The 18,121-nt window shown below is 38.5% G+C and carries 19 protein-coding genes and 1 pseudogene; 19 read left to right on the top strand and 1 reads right to left on the bottom strand.

Features of this window, described 5'->3' with window-relative positions; genetic code table 11:
- Window positions 1-18 precede the first annotated feature (18 nt).
- From BM211_RS20440 to BM211_RS20490, 11 genes are all read left to right on the top strand, one after another.
- Complete coding sequence (locus BM211_RS20440) at window positions 19-882, top strand: YtnP family quorum-quenching lactonase (protein WP_090999205.1); 864 nt, start codon at window positions 19-21, stop codon at window positions 880-882.
- Window positions 883-933: 51 nt separating this feature from the next.
- Window positions 934-1,788, top strand: coding sequence for an ABC transporter permease subunit (locus BM211_RS20445; RefSeq protein ID WP_090999206.1), 855 nt, complete (start codon window positions 934-936; stop codon window positions 1,786-1,788).
- On the top strand, window positions 1,778-2,824 hold the full coding sequence (locus BM211_RS20450; RefSeq protein WP_090999208.1) for an ABC transporter permease subunit: 1,047 nt from the start codon (window positions 1,778-1,780) through the stop codon (window positions 2,822-2,824). Before BM211_RS20445 ends, BM211_RS20450 begins: the two co-directional genes overlap by 11 nt.
- Before the next feature lie 115 nt (window positions 2,825-2,939).
- The gene (locus tag BM211_RS20455) at window positions 2,940-3,752 is read left to right on the top strand and encodes a TrmB family transcriptional regulator (protein WP_035435890.1); all 813 of its coding nucleotides are present in this window, start codon (window positions 2,940-2,942) and stop codon (window positions 3,750-3,752) included.
- A gap of 205 nt (window positions 3,753-3,957) precedes the next feature.
- A complete protein-coding gene (locus tag BM211_RS20460; protein WP_090999210.1) occupies window positions 3,958-4,830 on the top strand; it encodes a DMT family transporter in 873 nt (290 codons plus the stop codon).
- A 133-nt stretch (window positions 4,831-4,963) separates the two neighbouring features.
- Window positions 4,964-5,539 (top strand): DUF6434 domain-containing protein, encoded by a 576-nt coding sequence (locus BM211_RS20465; protein ID WP_035435886.1) that lies wholly within the window; start codon window positions 4,964-4,966, stop codon window positions 5,537-5,539.
- Between the two features lie 209 nt (window positions 5,540-5,748).
- The gene (locus BM211_RS20470; protein ID WP_035436364.1) at window positions 5,749-7,311 is read left to right on the top strand and encodes a fatty acid--CoA ligase; all 1,563 of its coding nucleotides are present in this window, start codon (window positions 5,749-5,751) and stop codon (window positions 7,309-7,311) included.
- Window positions 7,308-8,453: an acyl-CoA dehydrogenase family protein gene (locus tag BM211_RS20475; protein ID WP_035435884.1), complete on the top strand. Its 1,146-nt coding sequence runs from the start codon at window positions 7,308-7,310 to the stop codon at window positions 8,451-8,453. Before BM211_RS20470 ends, BM211_RS20475 begins: the two co-directional genes overlap by 4 nt.
- Window positions 8,454-8,470: 17 nt before the next feature.
- A complete protein-coding gene (locus BM211_RS20480) occupies window positions 8,471-9,343 on the top strand; it encodes a 3-hydroxyacyl-CoA dehydrogenase family protein (RefSeq protein WP_090999212.1) in 873 nt (290 codons plus the stop codon).
- Window positions 9,340-10,491 (top strand): thiolase family protein, encoded by a 1,152-nt coding sequence (locus BM211_RS20485; RefSeq protein ID WP_090999213.1) that lies wholly within the window; start codon window positions 9,340-9,342, stop codon window positions 10,489-10,491. The genes BM211_RS20480 and BM211_RS20485 overlap by 4 nt, the downstream gene beginning before the upstream one ends.
- A gap of 77 nt (window positions 10,492-10,568) precedes the next feature.
- A complete protein-coding gene (locus tag BM211_RS20490) occupies window positions 10,569-11,015 on the top strand; it encodes a GNAT family N-acetyltransferase (RefSeq protein ID WP_035435878.1) in 447 nt (148 codons plus the stop codon).
- Window positions 11,016-11,118: 103 nt separating this feature from the next.
- On the opposite strand, the gene BM211_RS20495 is transcribed toward BM211_RS20490, so the two are convergent.
- Entirely contained in the window at window positions 11,119-11,430 is a 312-nt protein-coding gene (locus BM211_RS20495) for a PepSY domain-containing protein (RefSeq protein WP_035435876.1), read from the bottom strand.
- Window positions 11,431-11,571: 141 nt separating this feature from the next.
- Between BM211_RS20495 and BM211_RS20500 the strand changes: the two genes are divergently transcribed.
- The 8 genes and pseudogenes from BM211_RS20500 to BM211_RS20535 all read left to right on the top strand — a co-directional run.
- Entirely contained in the window at window positions 11,572-12,645 is a 1,074-nt protein-coding gene (locus tag BM211_RS20500) for a M42 family metallopeptidase (RefSeq protein ID WP_090999215.1), read from the top strand.
- 49 nt (window positions 12,646-12,694) lie between these two features.
- Window positions 12,695-13,204 carry a DUF84 family protein gene (locus BM211_RS20505; RefSeq protein WP_035435871.1) on the top strand — a complete coding sequence of 170 codons (510 nt, stop codon included), beginning with the start codon at window positions 12,695-12,697 and terminating at the stop codon, window positions 13,202-13,204.
- 555 nt (window positions 13,205-13,759) lie between these two features.
- The gene (locus BM211_RS20510; protein ID WP_090999216.1) at window positions 13,760-14,074 is read left to right on the top strand and encodes a thioredoxin family protein; all 315 of its coding nucleotides are present in this window, start codon (window positions 13,760-13,762) and stop codon (window positions 14,072-14,074) included.
- Between the two features lie 68 nt (window positions 14,075-14,142).
- A complete protein-coding gene (locus BM211_RS20515) occupies window positions 14,143-14,955 on the top strand; it encodes a DUF1444 domain-containing protein (protein WP_090999218.1) in 813 nt (270 codons plus the stop codon).
- A complete protein-coding gene (ytpR, locus tag BM211_RS20520) occupies window positions 14,952-15,566 on the top strand; it encodes a YtpR family tRNA-binding protein (protein WP_035435863.1) in 615 nt (204 codons plus the stop codon). Before BM211_RS20515 ends, ytpR begins: the two co-directional genes overlap by 4 nt.
- A gap of 239 nt (window positions 15,567-15,805) precedes the next feature.
- Window positions 15,806-16,165, top strand: coding sequence for a thiamine transporter (locus BM211_RS20525; RefSeq protein WP_090999220.1), 360 nt, complete (start codon window positions 15,806-15,808; stop codon window positions 16,163-16,165).
- A 9-nt stretch (window positions 16,166-16,174) separates the two neighbouring features.
- On the top strand, window positions 16,175-17,005 hold the full coding sequence (locus tag BM211_RS20530; protein WP_090999222.1) for an N-acetylmuramoyl-L-alanine amidase family protein: 831 nt from the start codon (window positions 16,175-16,177) through the stop codon (window positions 17,003-17,005).
- Window positions 17,006-17,156: 151 nt separating this feature from the next.
- Window positions 17,157-18,121, top strand: a pseudogene (locus tag BM211_RS20535) (hypothetical protein); the annotation flags it as partial.

Below are 18,121 nucleotides of genomic sequence, written 5' to 3' on the forward strand. Positions count from 1 at the left end.
AAAAGGGGGATACAGAAAATGGAACATTTAAAAATTGGTGATATACAAGTAACATGGCTGCGAGGAGGAAATACACATTTAGACGGCGGAGCAATGTTTGGCGTTGTACCGAAAGTACTTTGGTCACGCAAATATAGTCATAACGATAAAAATCAAATTTATTTACGAACAGATCCATTGCTGCTGCAAACGAAAGATGGAAACATGCTTATCGATTCAGGGATGGGCAACAACAAAATGAATGAGAAGATGAAGCGAAATCAAGGAGTGACAGAAGAGTCATCTGTTGAGCAATCGCTTGCTCAGCTTGGATTAAAAGCGGAAGATATTCATTATGTATTAATGACGCATCTTCATTTTGATCATGCCTCTGGTTTAACGAAATGGGAAGGTGAAAAGCTTGTTCCGACGTTTCCGAATGCCAAAATATATGTATCACAAACAGAATGGGATGAAATGAGAAATCCGAATATTCGCTCATGCAATACATATTGGAAAGAAAATTGGGAGCCAATTGTGCATCAAGTCCAAACATTTATGGAAGAAGTACACATTACAGATGAAATCCGAATGGTTCATACAGGCGGACATAGTGATGGACATGCCGTTGTCGTTGGGCAAAGTAAAGATGAAACATTCCTTCATTTAGCAGATTTACTACCAACACATGCGCATCAAAATGTACTGTGGGTCATGGCGTATGATGATTATCCGATGACATCTATTGAAAGTAAACAAAAGTGGATGAAATATGGCATAGAGCAGAATGCGTGGTTTACGTTCTATCATGATGCCTATTACCGTGCGGTGAAGTGGGATGAAGATGGGCATATGGCAGAAAAATTAGAACGAAAAGAAATAGAAATGACGAGCAAAGTGTAACGAAGGGTTGTTTTATTTGATGTAATAAATCACGATGCGAGGAGAGTCAAAATGAAGGGGTTTTTCATTGAGAAATGTATAGAATTTTGCATTTGCATTGTCGTTATTATGGTTATTAGTTATGTGCCATTTGTTTTCTGGGGGAACAATCCTCTTAGTTTTACTGCGTTTTTACAACAGATATTTACCCATGGAGATGCTGGGAATCCTATGGACATGCGCCAATTTCCGTTTTGGGATAAGATTTGGGAGCCGTATATATATTCGGGTATTATTTTACTAGCATCTACTTGTTTAACAGTTATCATTGCTACATGTCTATCTTTTGGCTATGTACTGTCGTCTTTGAAAGTGAAAAAAACAATTGAGCGATGTTTAGTGCTGATCGAATCTATTCCTGATTTGTTACTAATTTTTATGCTACAAATATTTTTTGTTTGGTTATATAAACAAACAGGAATCAATTTCGTAAATATTTACGCATTCGGCAGTAAACAAGCTTATTTCTTACCGATTGTGACGATGAGTCTTGTGCCTGCTCTTCATTTCTTCCGTATTATGGTTTTATTTTTATTGGATGAACAGAATAAGCCGTATGTCGAATTTGCTCGTGCAAAGGGCTTGAGTAGAAAATATATTTTATTTGTTCATTTGTTTCGAAATGTAATTTATCATTTATTTAATCATTTGCAATCTACTTTTCTAGTTATGATTTCAAGTCTATTGCTAGTGGAGGCTGCTTTTAATATTAATGGATACATGTCATTTATTTTAAAGCCATTTGTTTTAAATCCTGTAACGATAGCACAATGGATCCTTTTATTATTTATTCCATTTTACATTGTGTTTACGATTGCTCATTTTCAAGTGAAGCGTACGACAGGAGGACTTGCAAATGAAAAATAGCATGTTCCATTCGAAACGTTTTTGGATTGGCCTTTCTTTTTTCGGCGGACTTGTGTTAGCTAGTTTTTTATTCACATGGTACGGAAAAGATTTGTATTCTCAGACGCAAGTGTTAATCAAAGGTGCTGACGGTAATGTTTCACAAAGTGCACCGTTTAATCCTTTGGTGATGCCTCCTTTCGGATCGGATCGAAGTGGGTATAACTTATTCTTTAAACTTATTATTGGCGCAAAGTTTACGATCTTATTTGTGTTTGGAATTTGTTTTATTCAACTATTAGTAGGAACTTTATTGGGGAGTTTATTAGCATATACACCCGATTCATTACAAAAGTTTATTGAAAAAGTATGTAAGGTGTATTTCTTTGTTCCGACAGTTGTTTTAGTTAATTTGTTCATGATGCTGCTAATGATCCAAAGTGAGCATACGGGTTTTCAGGAATCTATTGTTATTAAGCAATTTCTCATTCTTTGCATCGTCACTTTGCCAAATCTCATTCTTTACATTAGCCAAGAGATTAATCTTTTTATGAAAAAAGAATATATTACAAGCGCCATTGTGCTCGGTGCTCGAAAATTTCATTTGTTTCGAAAGCATATTTGGCTCTCTGTGAAAGAGATTCTTGTGATTCTGTTCCTGCAACAGGCTGTTCAATTATTTACGCTACTCATATATATGGGCTTTTTTAAAGTATTAATTGGTGGAAGGAAAATGGTAAAGGATCCTTTCGGAGGTCCCCCTACTGCGTTTTCCCTTACAAATGAGTGGTCGGGATTAATTGGATTGAACAAAAATGAATTATTAACAGCACCGTGGATTATATTGGCGCCGTTAGTAGCTTTTGCAATATCGATTTTTGTTTTAAATCTTATGGTTCAAGGAATAAAGGAACGACTCAATACAAGGTTTGTGCCTATTCCACAGAAAAAACAAGACTCAGTAGTTGAAGAAAAGAAAACAACGATGTCTGTGGACAAATTTCGATTTGCGAATATGAAGCCGTTGTACAAAGGAAAAGATAGTTCGTATGAGTAAAAGTATCGGTCTATGCTGACTGATACTTTTTTGCGTTTGAAGGGTCTGAAAATATAGACATTTCAATTTTGATGTTTTATAGTAGTTAATACAATAACTACTATTAGGAGGGCTTATGGAAGAGAAAGCAATTGCCGAATTGCAAAAACATGGATTTTCGAAATACGAGTGTAAGGCTTACATCGGTTTATTGAAATCACCTGCTATCACCGGCTATGAATTAAGTAAGCGTTCCGGTGTTCCGCGCTCTATGATTTATGAGGTGTTAGGGAAATTGCTTGATAAGGGAGCGATTCAAACGGTTCCTTCTGATCCGATTGTCTATAAACCTGTTGAACCGAAGCTGTTGCTTGCTCGTTTGAAAGAAGAGATGGATGCGTCATTAGAAGTGCTCGAATCATCTCTTACGACGTTAGAAAGTGATCAAAAGATAGATGTTGTCACGAGAATTGTTCAGTATGAACATATTGTTCAAGAAATGCTTTCGATGATTCGAGAGGCAAACAAAGAACTTTGGTTATCCATTTGGTCTCCTCTTGTGAAAGACATTGAAAAAGCTGTTCGAGAAAAAGAAGGATCAATCCCGATTTTTACAGTTTTATTTGGAGCAGAAGATAAGAAGTTAGGGCACACATATCATCACAACTACATGGCGCCGGACATTGTGAGCAAACGTATGGGTGGGTATTTGACGATTCTCGTTCGAGATGAAGAAGAAGCTCTAATTGCTAAGTTTAGCGACAGAGGTTCGGAGTGGGCTGTGAAGTCAACTGATCCTGCGCTCGTTCTAATTGCTACTGAATACATTCGGCATGACATTATGGTAGAGGAAGTTACAACTGCGTTCGGTCCTGAAAAGCTAGATGAACTATGGAAGAAAAGGGAAGATTTAACTCATGTTATGACAGGAAAAAACAGCTTATTATAAAGTGAAACTTCCATCAGTGGGGTGGTATTCCCCACTGATGGTTAGTTGAACGAATCGGGCATTTACGGGCAGTTATCCCCCACCTATCTTCTTCGTATTTTTTCAATCTTGAGGTGGGGGGTACTGCCCGTTAATGCGGGATAAAGCTGTTTTTTTCGCACAAAACAATAGTCGTTATAACGATGACTACTTTAGGGGGAGTTACATGTATGCGAAATTAAAATTTGTCGCCTCTATGGCTATCTTTGGTTCTATCGGTCTATTTTCGATTAAAACAGGCCTCCCGTCGATTGAATTGGTTTTTGTACGATGTCTTTGTGCAAGTGTTTTGTTAGGGGGAATATGGCTTTTTCGCACATTCACAGCAAAACAAGAAAACGTTATTCCGCGCCGCGAGTATGGTCTTGCCTTACTATGTGGCTTGTTTCTTATTATAAACTGGGTCTTTTTCTTTCGCTCCATTGAAGTCATGCCCATTACTGTCGCGATATCAATTTATCATTTAGCACCAGTGATTGTACTTCTATTAGGCTCTATTATCTTTAAAGAAAAAATAACAGGAACAGGATTGTTCTTTTTCTTTGTTTGCTTCGTCGGTACATTGTTAGTTGGCGGGATTCATCAACATACAAGCGTTTCCGAATTTTTATCCACAGGTGTCTTATGGGCATTTGCTGCAGCCCTTTTCTATGCACTTACTTCCATCACAGGAAAGGGAATTCAACTACTGAGTCCGTTGTTAACGACCGTGATTCAAACGGGTCTTGGTGTTATCTTGTTGATTCCATTTGTGGATTGGTCAAAATTTACGCATCTTACTGCTGAAAATTGGTTTTATATCCTTGTGACAGGATTTATTCATACAGGATTTGTGTTCTATTTGTTCTTTAGTAGTTTACGAGAATTAAAGGCGCAAACAATTGCGATTTTAGTCTTTGTGGATCCAATTGTCGCAATTTTACTAGATGTTACGATTTTACATTACCGTCCTGATCTGTATCAGCTTCTCGGCATTTTTCTCGTGTTTGCGGGAATGAGTTATTCTCCAAAAAAAGAACGACAATTAGCAAAGGCTTAAGTTGTATATATGTAAAATATGTTCAGAGTTTGTTTTAATGGATTTTGGTTAAAATAAACTCTTTTTTCGTTATGATGAATTGTAATTTACGAACATACATTCTAGAATAAAAGTACATGTGGAGGTGTGAATAGTGAGACCTAATCTGACAAAAGATATTTCGATTCAAGATTTTAAAGATTTTTACTGGTTAAAAGAAGAGCTGCAATCATTTTGCAGGGAACATGGAATGAGTGCATCTGGTTCTAAGATAGAGATTACAGATAGAATTGAAACGTTTCTTCAAACCGGGGAGATCAAAAAAGCGTTGAGAAAGCCAAAAGATAAGACAAAGTCCCAAACACAAGGTAATTTAAGTCTTGATACAGTCATTACAGAAAATCATCGTTGTAGCCAGGATGTAAGAGTCTTTTTTAAGACAGTGATTAGTCCTAAGTTTCACTTTTCTACTTATATACAAAACTATATTAAAAATAATGTAGGAAAAACGTATCGTGATGTTGTAGCTGCTTGGTATGAAGAAGAAGAGCGCAAGAAAGATCCGGCATATAAGAAACAAATTGCTCCTCAATTTGAATACAATCAATTTACTCGTGACTTTTTCGCAGATCCAAACAATAAAGGAAAAGGTCGTAAAGAAGCGATGGAAGCATGGAATAACATTAAGAAACTCCCTGGAAGTAACAAATATGTCTCTAATCATTCTTAAGCGAAACGAAGCATTTGATGAACAAGTCAAATGCTATTTGTTTGGCCTTTTTAACTATCAAAGCGAATTGGAGTTGTCTCTATTTGTCGAAAGATTCACCCGTAAAGTGTTCTGAAAATTGTTATAATAATTCCCAAGCTATCTTGTTTTTTTATAGGAAGATAGCGAAAAAAATGAAAGCGTTTTAATGAATGGAGGGAAAAGATAACGTGTATATGACCATTGGGAAACTACTGGAAGTAACAACTGGGAATTATCCGAATAAGGAAGCGATTGTTGAGCCTGAAAAACAGATTCGCTGGACGTATGCAGAGTGGAATGAACAGGTAAATAAACTTGCTCATGCGTTTCAACAAAGCGGGATTCGAAAGGGTGACTGCGTTTCGGCGTTCCTTTTTAATAGTAGCCGACTTGCGACGACGTGTTTTGCTTGTGCAAAAATAGGAGCTATATTTAATCCCATCAACTTTCGATTAAAACCACAAGAACTTGCCTATATATTAGAAGATGCTTCTCCTAAAATTGTACTTTTTGAACAGCAAATAACCTCTCAAGTAGAAAGCATTCATACACAATTTCCTCACATTCAATTTTGGTACATTGACCAAAATAAACCATCATTTTCTGTTTCATATGAAGAAAAAGTAGCAAATGCTACGCCGCATTTTGAAAAAGTAGAAGTAAAGGAAGATGACATTTGTTCCATTATGTATACGAGTGGAACGACAGGTCAGCCAAAAGGTGTGCTTCATCGCCACCGGGAAATTATTGATCAAAGTATGATGGGTGTTGCGTATTTACATTACACGGAAAATAGCCGCGGCCTTGTGACGGCGCCAATGTTTCATTGTGCGGAGCTTCATTGTTGTTTCATTCCGAGAGTACATAGCGGTGCGACAAATATCATTCTTCATCATTTTGATGCAAAGCTTGTCTTGGAGACGATTCAAAACGAAAAGGTGACGGTGATGTTTGCGGCACCGACAATGTGGAATATGATGCTGCAGGAAGATTTAGCGCAGTATGATTTGTCATCGCTGCAATACGGCTTATACGGAGCGGCTTCGATGGCACCTGCGCTCGTTAAAGCTTGCGATGAAAAGTTGAATGTTTCGCTCATACAAGCTTACGGCATGACAGAGATGGGACCGGCCGTTACATTTTTACGGGAGCATGAGCAACTTTCCAAAGTTGGTTCGGCAGGAAAGGCTGGATATAATCACGAAATCCGTGTTGTCCGTCCGAACGATGATGGACCGTCTGAACCTGATGATGTGTTACCTCCCTATGAAATTGGAGAAATTATTATGAGAGGTCCATGCGTGATGGCGGGGTATCACAACAAGCCAGAAGTGACGGAAAAAGCTTTATATAAAGGATGGTACCATTCAGGAGATTTAGGTTATGTCGATCGAGATGGGTATTTATATGTAGCTGATCGCGTTGACGATATGGTCGTGAGCGGCGGAGAGAATATTTATCCGCGCGAGGTAGAAGACTTTTTATACACGCATGAAGGTGTGTTAGATGTTGCGGTATTAGGGGAGAAAGATGATTTGTGGGGGCAGCGCGTCGTTGCATACGTTGTTTCAAAGGACGGGTCGCTTACAGAAGAAAAGTTAGATGAATATTGCAGGCAAAGTGATAAGCTCGCTGATTATAAACGCCCGCGTAGGTATGTATTTACGGAGCAGCTACCGAGAAATGCGAGCGGGAAAATTCAAAAGTTTATTTTGCGTAATCAAGGGACAGAGGTGAAAAAAATACGATGAAGCATGCCTATTTAGAGGAGGAGCATCACATTTTCCGTGATGCTTTCCGTAAATTTTTAGAAAAGGAAGCGTATCCGCATTATAACCAATGGGAGAAAGACGGAATGATTCCACGGTCTCTCTGGAGAAAGATGGGGGAAAATGGTTTTCTTTGTCCGATGATAGAAGAGAAGTACGGCGGAGCTGAAGCTGATTTTGGATACTCAGTTGTCATAAATGAAGAGTTAGAAAAGGTTGGTTCAAGTTTAGTAGGAATTGGTTTACATAATGACATTGTCGTTCCGTATTTGACGGCATATGGAACAGAAGAACAAAAGAAGCGCTGGCTTCCAAAGTGTGTGAGCGGTGAATATATTACTGCTATTGCGATGACAGAGCCGGGAGCTGGTTCTGATTTAGCTGGTATTCGTACAACGGCGCGAAAAGAAGGCGATCATTATGTTGTAAACGGTGAAAAAACATTCATTACAAACGGGATTCATGCGGATGTAGTCGTTGTTGTTTGTAAGACAGATACAACTGTAAAGCCGGCGCATAAAGGAATTAGTTTACTCGTTTTAGAAAGAGGAATGGAAGGATTCAAGAGAGGAAGAAAACTAGAAAAGGTTGGATTGCATAGTCAAGATACAGCGGAACTTATTTTTGAAGATGTAAAAGTTCCTGCTTCTAATTTGTTAGGGGAAGAGGGAAAAGGTTTCTATTATTTAATGGATAAATTACAGCAAGAGCGCCTCATTGTCGCAATTGCGGCGATAACAGCGGCAGAAGTGATGCTGCGCTTAACGAAGGACTATGTAAAAGAACGAAAAGCATTTGGGAAAAGTATTAGTGATTTTCAAACGGTGCAGTTTAGGCTTGCTGAAATGTATACAGAAATTGAAATTGGTCGCACGTTTGTGAATGAATGTATTGCAGCACATATGCAAGGTGAAAACATTGTAACGAAAGTATCGATGGCCAAGTGGTGGGTAACAGACCTTGCAAAGAAAGTAGCGGCAAAATGCATGCAGCTCCACGGTGGGTATGGGTATATGGAAGAATACGAGATTGCTAGAAGGTACCGGGACATTCCCGTAAGCGCCATTTATGCGGGGACAAATGAAATTATGAAAAATATTATTGCGAAAAGTATGGGTTTGTAATGAAAGGGAGGAAGATGATGATTCGGAATATTGCGGTAATTGGTGCTGGGATTATGGGAAGTGGTATTGTTCAGGCATTAGCGATGGGTGGAAAGAGCGTAAAAATGTATGATGTGTCAGAAGAAAGTATACAAAAAGCATACAAAGGGATTACAACAAGTCTAGAGCGTTTTGTGAAAGCTGGGCGGATGAGTGAAGAAGAGAAAGAGCAAGTTCTTGTGAATATCGTGTCTACTATAACGATAGAAGAAGCATGTAAAGATGTAGAGCTTATTATTGAAGCTGCTCCAGAGAATTTGCAGTTGAAAAAAGAGATATTTAAACAACTAGATAGCTACGCTTCCTCGTCTACCATTCTGGCAACAAATACATCTGAATTAAGTGTAACGGCGATTGCAAGTGCGACAAATCGCCCGGAAAAGGTGTTAGGGATGCATTGGTTTAATCCAGCACCTGTTATGAAACTGATTGAAATTGTGAGAGGAGTTGATACAGCGGAACATACAATACAAGCGGTGAAAGAGTTAGCAGAAGAGATTGGCAAAGAAACCGTTGTTGTGAAAGATATGCAAGGGTTTGTCACTTCAAGAGCGATTGCCGTGCATTTGTTAGAGTGCATGCGTATGTATGAGGAAGGCGTAGGAAGTAAAGAAGAAATTGATAAAGCGATTAAACTTGGCTTGAACTATCCGATGGGGCCGTTTGAGTTAGCGGATTATGTTGGATTAGACACGATGTTATTTGCAAGTCAAGGTTTAAGCGAAGCATTTGGTGATAGATTCCGCGCTCCGCAAACGCTTGTGAAACTTGTAGAGGCAGGGCATCTCGGAAGGAAAACTGGAAAAGGGTTCTATAACTATGAAAAAGGGAAAGTGGGAGAGAGAATATGAACAGAGAAGTTGTCATTGTTGAAGCGGTACGTACGCCAGTTGGAAAAAGAAACGGTGCGTTTCGTGAACTTCATCCCGTGCAACTGGCGGCAGTTGCATTGGATGAGGTGATGAAGCGTGCCAATATAGAAAAAGGTATGGTAGAAGATATTGTCATGGGCTGTGTGACGCCGATTGCAGAGCAAGGTTTTAATATTGGGAGACTTGCTGCTTTAGAAGCGGATTTTCCGATCACTGTTCCAGCTGTAACGATTAATCGTCTTTGCGGTTCGGGGCAACAAGCAATTCATTTTGCAGCGCAAGAAATTAAGTCTGGTGATATGGATATTACCATTGCTGCTGGTGTTGAGCATATGACGAAAGTACCAATTTTAAGCGATGGTAATGCAAATACAATTCCAAGTAGTCTTCATGAAAAATATGAAATTGTCCATCAAGGTGTGTCGGCAGAAATGATTGCTGAAAAATATGGAATTACAAGAGAGCAGCTAGATAACTATGCCTATGAAAGTCATCAACGTGCGTTGCAAGCAATAGAAGTAGGTAACTTTAAACGTGAAATTGTCCCAGTAAATGGGATAGATAAAGAAGGCAATACAATGCTCGTTACAAACGATGAGGGACCAAGAGCAGACACTTCTCTTGAAGCATTAGCAAATTTAAAGACTGTATTTAAAGAGAACGGATCGATTACAGCAGGGAATGCGAGTCAAATTAGTGACGGAGCAGCGGCCATTTTGTTAATGGATAGTGAAAAAGCGAAAGAGTTAGGATTGAAAGCACGGGCGCGGATTGTCAATCAAGTTGTAGTTGGTTCAGATCCTACAACGATGTTAGACGGTGTCATTCCCGCGACGAAAAAGGTACTGCAAAAAGCAAACTTAACAATTCATGATATGGACGTAGTCGAAATTAACGAAGCATTTGCTTCTATTGTTCTTGCATGGCAAAAAGAACTAGAAGCAGATTTACATAAAGTAAATGTGAACGGCGGTGCGATTGCATTAGGGCATCCACTCGGAGCAACAGGTGTGAAATTGATGACGTCTCTTCTTCATGAACTAGAAAGAAGAAACGGGAAATATGGTTTGCTTACAATTTGTATCGGACATGGGATGTCAACGGCAACAATTATTGAAAGAATATAACAAGAGGTGCAGAAACGATGTAAACATACAAAGTCGACAAGAAGACTATGGAAATATTCTTTTGAAGGAGCATTATATTGAAACATATATCATTAAAAGCAATCGATAAGAATAATTGGGAAGATGCGATTCAATTATCAGTGAATCGAGAGCAACAGCCATTTATCGCTTCCAATTTGTATTCCATTGCAGAAGTGCAGTTTCTAGACAATTTCTATGCAAAAGGAATATATCTTGATAACGAAATCGTAGGTTTTACTATGTATGGAATAGACGGTGACGATAATAATTATTGGATTTACAGACTGATGGTTGATAAAGGATTCCAAGGAAGAGGAATAGGAGTACATGCGATAAAATTGGTTATTGAAGAAATAAAGAGAAGGAATGATATTAATATTCCACTTATTATGATTGGATATCATCCTGAAAATCTTGCCGCAAAATTCGCTTATCAAAAGGCAGGTTTTATAGAGACGGAATTATCATCTTGGGGTGAGCAATTAGCGAAGTTCTGTTTATGAAAAGTAGGCTTATTTAAAGAAATAGAAATAAAAAAAGCTTGGATTTACACGTAATCCAAGCTTTTGGGTGCTAGAACTACTTAAAACCAATTTGCACCTCGCATTAAGCAACTTTCACTTCTAAAATTGTACCTGTTTTTGCATCTACTAAAAATTCAAATCGTTCTTGCACATCGTGTAATAACGTTGTAATACCACCGCGGTATACATCGTAAGTAACATCATATTTTTCAAACGTCTCAGGAACCATATGTACCCAAGAACCTGTAATTTCACCTTTATGACTTAATGCTTGCTTGACCATTGTTAATGCTTTTTCAGAAGAAATGTGGGATTGCTCTTGAACTTTATTTGCAACAACATATCCAGCTGCAAAACCTAAACCAACACCCGCTAATAAGCTTTTCCAGTTCATACATTCACCTCTATCCTGTTAAAGTTTTCCCCATAAGTATAAATCAAATTACATAAAAAAAGAAGAAACTAGAAAGATTTCGAAAATTTCGTTACAATGAAAATAGTGATTCTATTACTGGATTGAAGGAAGGGTACCGTGATGAATAAAGAGACAATGGAACTATTTCGTACGTTAACAGAACTGCAAGGTGCTTCAGGATTTGAGCATGATGTACGCCGTTTTATGAAGCAAGAACTAAGCAAATACTCAGATGAAATCGTACAAGATCGTTTAGGCAGTATCTTCGGTTTGAAAAAGGGTGACGAAAATGGCCCGCGCGTTCTTGTAGCTGGTCATATGGATGAAGTTGGCTTTATGGTAACGCAAATTACGCCAAACGGAATGGTTCGTTTTCAAACATTAGGCGGTTGGTGGAGCCAAGTATTACTAGCGCAGCGTGTACAAATTATGACAGATAACGGCCCGGTTATTGGTGTAGTAGGTTCTGTTCCTCCGCACTTATTAAGCGACGAACAACGTAACAGACCGATGGATATAAAAAACATGTTAATTGATATCGGTGCAGATAGCCGTGAGGAAGCACATGAAATTGGTGTGAAACCTGGCCAACAAATTGTACCAATTTGTCCGTTTACACCGATGAAAAATCCAAAGAAAATTATGGCGAAAGCTTGGGATAATCGTTATGGCTGTGGCCTTGCGATTGAGCTATTGAAAGAGTTAAAAGATGAAAAATTGCCAAACACATTATATTCCGGTGCAACAGTACAAGAAGAGGTCGGCCTTCGCGGTGCACAAACAGCTGCGAATATGATTCAGCCTGATATTTTCTATGCGTTAGATGCAGGCCCAGCAAACGATGCATCAGGAGATAAAACGCAGTTTGGTCAAATTGGAAAAGGTGCTGTACTTCGCTTGTATGATCGCTCAATGGTAACACACCACGGCATTCGTGAATTTATTTTAGATACAGCGGAAACGCATAACATTCCGTATCAATATTTCGTATCACAGGGCGGTACAGATGCAGGTCGCGTACATACAAGTAACTCTGGTGTACCATCTGCAGTTATCGGTGTATGTGCTCGTTACATTCATACACACGCTTCGATTTTACATATCGATGACTATGCAGCAGCAAAAGAATTGCTGATTCAATTAGTAAAAGCGACAGATAAAACAACGTTTGAAACAATTAAAGAAAATGTTTAATAGGGAAAGGCCAAATGAGGCCTTTTCTTTTTGAATTCGAGGTGAAAATATGAAAGTAGCAGTTGGATCCAAAAACAAAGTGAAAGTAAATGCAGTTCAGCAAGTGCTTACAGAAGCAGAAATGATTTCACTGTCTGTCCCGTCTCATGTGTCCGCGCAACCATTTTCTGATGAAGAAACGCTCCAAGGAGCAAGCAACCGGGCAAAATTAGCATTAGCAGAAGGAAAAGCCGATATCGGAATTGGTTTAGAAGGCGGCGTGATGCATACAAAGCACGGCTTGTTTATGTGTAACTGGGGGGCTTTAGCAACGAAAGAAGGCAAGCTATTTACCGCAGGCGGAGCACGTATGAAACTGCCAGATGAGTTTATTCACCCTCTTGAAGAAGGAAAAGAATTAAGCGAAGTGATGGAAGACTATACGAAGCAACGTGACATTCGTAGCAACGAAGGAGCAATCGGTATTTTTACAAATAATTATGTAGATCGGACGGAGTTATTTGTGCATGTTGTGAAGCTATTAGTTGGACAGTACATGTATGACAGAAGTAAAGCATAAACCTTGCACTGGAAGTAATGTATGGTAGTATAGAAATACAATTTAAAAAACTTTAAAAAAACCTTTAAAATCCTCTTTTTTTTAGATGGGCGAGAGCGTCTGGTCATGTGTAGGGCGGTCAGGGCCTATTTCTGCCACGTGCAAGGTTTAAAACAAAAGTAGAAAGCAAGTAGCGGACATGTTTTACTTTGCATGGCAGTACTTTGTGTAAAGAAAGATTAAATTAGTAAATATGCTTCTTTTTAGATGACGAGAGCGTCTGGCTATGTGTAGAGCGGTCAGGGTCTATTTTTGCCACGTGCGAGGGTTAAAACAAAGGGAGCAAGCGAGTAGCGGGCATGTTTTAATGTGCATGGCAGTGCTTTCTGTAAAGGAAGATAAACATGCTTCTTTTTAGATGGCGAGAGCGTCTGGCTATGTGTAGAGCGGTCGGGGCTTTTTTCTGCCACGTGCAAGGGTTAAAACAAAAGTAGAAAGCAAGTAGCGGACATGCTTTACTCGGCATGGCAGCGATTTAATTAGTAAGTACATACCTTTTTTAGGGAGGAATTATAGATGAAAGCATTAGAAAGTATGGAGCAGTTTCAAGAATTGAAAAATGAGGAGAAAGTGATCTTTTTATTTTCGGCAGATTGGTGCCCGGATTGCCGTTTTATTGATCCATTTATGCCAGAGGTAGAAGAAAAATATAGCGATTTCTCTTTCTATTATGTAGATCGCGATGAATATATCGATTTATGCATCAAGTTAGACGTATTTGGTATTCCAAGCTTTGTCGCTTACAATAAGGGAGAAGAAATTGGCCGCTACGTAAACAAAGATCGTAAAACGCAAGAGCAAATTGAAGAATTCATTGAAGGTTTAAAATAAAGTGAAACTGAAAACAACCTCTATCTTCATATGTGGAGGTTGTTTTTTTCGGAAGGGAGGTAAATTGTATGAAAATGACGAGTAAAAAGATGAAAGACGAATTGATGAAGCGCCTTGCACGAGCAGACTGGGGTTTTCAGTACGATAGTGAAAAGGAAACACTTCGCATTGAGCAAACAAATACGAAAAAGGGAATTACGATTTCTCTTCCAGGTATTGTAGCGAAGTGGGAGGTACAAAAAGAGAAGGCAATTGAAGAGGTTGTCTATTACGTAGAAGAAGCCCTCGTTGCGATGCATAAAGAAGTAACGAGTACGGCGAAAATTTTGCCTGTAATCCGTTCCACTTCGTTTCCGAAAGAAGCAGACAAAGGAAATCCGTTTGTCATGATGGAACATACAGCAGAAACGCGTGTTTACTATGCATTAGATTCAGATAAAACGTATCGTCTGATTGATCAGCGTTTGCTAAAGCAAATTGGGATGACAGAAGAACAAGTGCGTGAAATGGCATTGTTTAACGTACGCTCTTTACGCACTGAATTTAAGCAAGATGAAGTTGCTGGAAATACATTTTATTTCTTAAATACAAATGACGGATATGACGCAAGCCGAATTTTAAATGATTCATTATTACGAGACATGCGTAAACAAATTTCCGGTGATATGGTTGTTGCAGTTCCGCACCAAGATGTATTAATTGTTGCTGATATCGTGAACAAAATGGGTTATGATATTATTGCACAAATGACAATGAAGTTTTTTGCAGAAGGTCATGTTCCGATTACATCACTTTCATTCGTATATGAAGATGGTAATTTTGAACCAATCTTTATTTTGGCGAAAAATCGGAAGGAACGAAGTGAAAAAGAGAAAGGATGAACAAAGTGAACGTTTTTTATAACCTTGAAGGTATTGGGGATACATTAATTGTTGCCCTGCAAGATATTACATTAGAAAACCGCACATTTGAACGCAAAGGAGATGTAGCGCGCGTTTTCGATCGTGAAAGCAATGTAACAGCAGGATTCAATATTTTTAATGCTTCTTCTTATATGGAAATAACAGAAACAGGCAATCTTACATTAACGAAAGAGCTTGTTGAAAAAATCAATGAAATTTTAGCGAAGAACGATTTTACAGAAACAGTAGAAGCAGATCTTTCACCAAAATTTGTTGTTGGTTACGTAGCAGAAAAAGAAAAGCATCCGAATGCAGATAAATTAAACGTATGTAAAGTAGAAGTTGGTACAGAAACATTACAAATCGTATGCGGTGCACCAAATGTTGACGCAGGTCAAAAAGTAGTAGTTGCGAAAATAGGTGCAGTAATGCCAAGCGGTATGTTAATTAAACCAGCAGAGCTTCGCGGCATTCCATCTTCCGGTATGATTTGTTCAGCGCGTGAATTAGAGCTTCCAGATGCGCCGCAAGAAAAAGGAATCCTTGTACTTGAAGACAACTATGAAGTTGGACAAGAGTTTAAATTCTAAATAAAAAATAGAGCTGACCCCATACTTATGGAGTCAGCTCTTATTTTTGTTTGTCCACCGATATATCGGCGCTTTTCGGAATATATCAGCGCTTCGACATGGAATAAAGGCTCTTCGACAAAGTTTGACACTCCGATCACAACTACGATACACAAACATTCTATTTTCTCCCGGAAAAGAATTGTATTTTGAAATCAAATTAGGTAAAATCTAGAAAAATATGAAAAGAGGTATATCACATGATGCATCATCCAAAAGTTTACGAACTGTTTCAACTCGTGCAAACTTCTCGTATTCATGACATTGAATTGCAATCGTTAGAAATCTACCTATTTCATAAACAAGAATTTAAAGATGGCCAAGTTGGTTATCGGTATGATAAGAAAGGAAATTTATTAATAGGAGAACAAGAAGGAAATTGGCAAGAGAGTTGGTTTGTGATTGGATATGATACGGATCTTGGCAATCCTATTTTTGTAGATATACAAAATTTACATGTGTATACGGCGGAGCGGGGAATGAGTACTTGGAATCCTGATTGTATTGCGGATCATGTAGATGAAATCATAGAGCACATAAGAAATTCTTTTTATAGATAGGGAGATAATATGAAGCACATAAAAAATGTTTCTGTAATGATGATAGCAGCACTTTGTATGATAGGATGCACGAAGGAAACTGTAAAAACAGAACCGAAGCAAGAGGAAAAGAAACCTCCTCATGTCGAAAGTCCTGTACAAAACAATGAACCGAAAGCTGAGCAAGTGAAAGAAGAGCCAGCACCTGCTCCTGCCGGGGAAAAACCGAAGTTCGTCGTATGTATTGATCCAGGTCACCAACGAAAAGCGAATTTAGAGCTAGAGCCAATCGGCCCAGGGGCAACGAAACAAAAATATAAAGTAACAGATGGAACAACAGGAGTTGTCACGAAAAAGCGAGAGTATGAACTAAATTTAGAAGCTGCTGTTCTATTAAAAGAGATGTTAGAGGCAAAAGGCGTTGAAGTGGTCATGACAAGAACGACGCATGATGTAAATATAAGTAATAAAGAACGGGCGACAGTTGCTAATGAGCATCATGCGAATTTGTTTTTACGAATTCATGCAGATGGTTCGGAAAGTGCAACAGAAAAGGGTTTTGCGGTGTTGACGACGTCAAAAGAGAATGCTTTTACAAAAAATATTTATCAGGAGAGTTTAACCGCTTCTGAGTTCATTGTGAATAAAGTAAAGGAAAATAGTAATGTACAAGTAAACGGAATTAAGTTTCGTGATGATTTGTCTGGATTTAACTGGGCTGAGGTACCAGGGGTTTTATTAGAACTAGGATTTATGTCAAATCCAGAAGAAGACAAAAAATTATCAGACGTAAATTATTTACGTTCTTTACTGCAAAGTGTAGCAGATAGTGTTGAGAGTTATCGAGTTAATAAAGGGTAATTTTTTCTTAGCTCCATTGTATATGGAGCCGTTTTTATGTAATGATATTTTTTATTTTTCTGTAAATGAAATGAAAGCAATTTCATCTGCACTTTTTGTTGAATGCTGATACAATAAAGGGTGTTACTATTTAGTAGAAAGAGTGGTAAGCATGTTAGATTGGATGAAAAAGCTTTTTAAAAAAGAGGAAGAAAATGAAGCGACAGCATTAAGTGCAATAGAAACACCTGCAGAGAAAAAAGTTACTTCTCAGATCCCTCGTGTAAAATACTACTCTGATAAACGAGAAGATGAGCTGAAAGCGTCTAAATCAAATTCGGGTGCTAATTTCCGGTTCCCGTTAATTCCTGATGATGGATTTGACGAGATTACGCAGGGGTCATCTCGTCTAGAAAAGCACGCTATACAAGAAAGACCGATTAGAGAGCGGCGCCAATCAAGACGAGTAGAAGAAGTGCAAGAAATGACATATATGGAACCAAGTACTGAGAAGGTAAGACATACTCCTAAAGTTGAAAGTAATCGAAGACCGTTCCGCCCTTCAGAAATGGTTTCGCCTATTTTTGGATACAATCGTCCAGAAACCAAGAAAAAGGAAAATGAGGAAAGTAAACAACAGCAACAACGAGAAGATATTGAAATATCAATGGAAGGAAAATCAGTTGTTGATGCGTGGTTAGAAAAGAATGGCTATATAAGTTCTGATGTATCACAAGATGAATTAACAGAAGTTGAACCTACCATTGTTAAAGCAGATGCAGAGCACACAGTAGATATAGACAAAAATGAAGCAACGTTACATACCCAGGAAGAAGAACAGTTGGGTATGCCTGAAGATGTTATCGTACGAAGTGAAGATTTTGCTAAGCAAATTCATACATCTGAAAATGAAGTACAAGAACCTACTGTTGTAGGGACAAGCTTTGAAATGACTGAAGAACCAGTTACGGAAGAAGTGACAGAGGAATCAGCAAAGCAAGAAGAACTTGTAGAAGAAGAAATAAACGAAGTAGCAGAAGAACCAGTCATGGAAGAAGAGACAGAGGACCCTGCGGAGCAAGAAGAATCAGCAGAAGAAGAACTTGCGGAAGAAGAAATAAGCGAAGTAGCAGAAGA

This window comes from Bacillus sp. 491mf (assembly GCF_900112415.1).
Taxonomy (GTDB): Bacteria; Bacillota; Bacilli; order Bacillales; family Bacillaceae_G; genus Bacillus_A.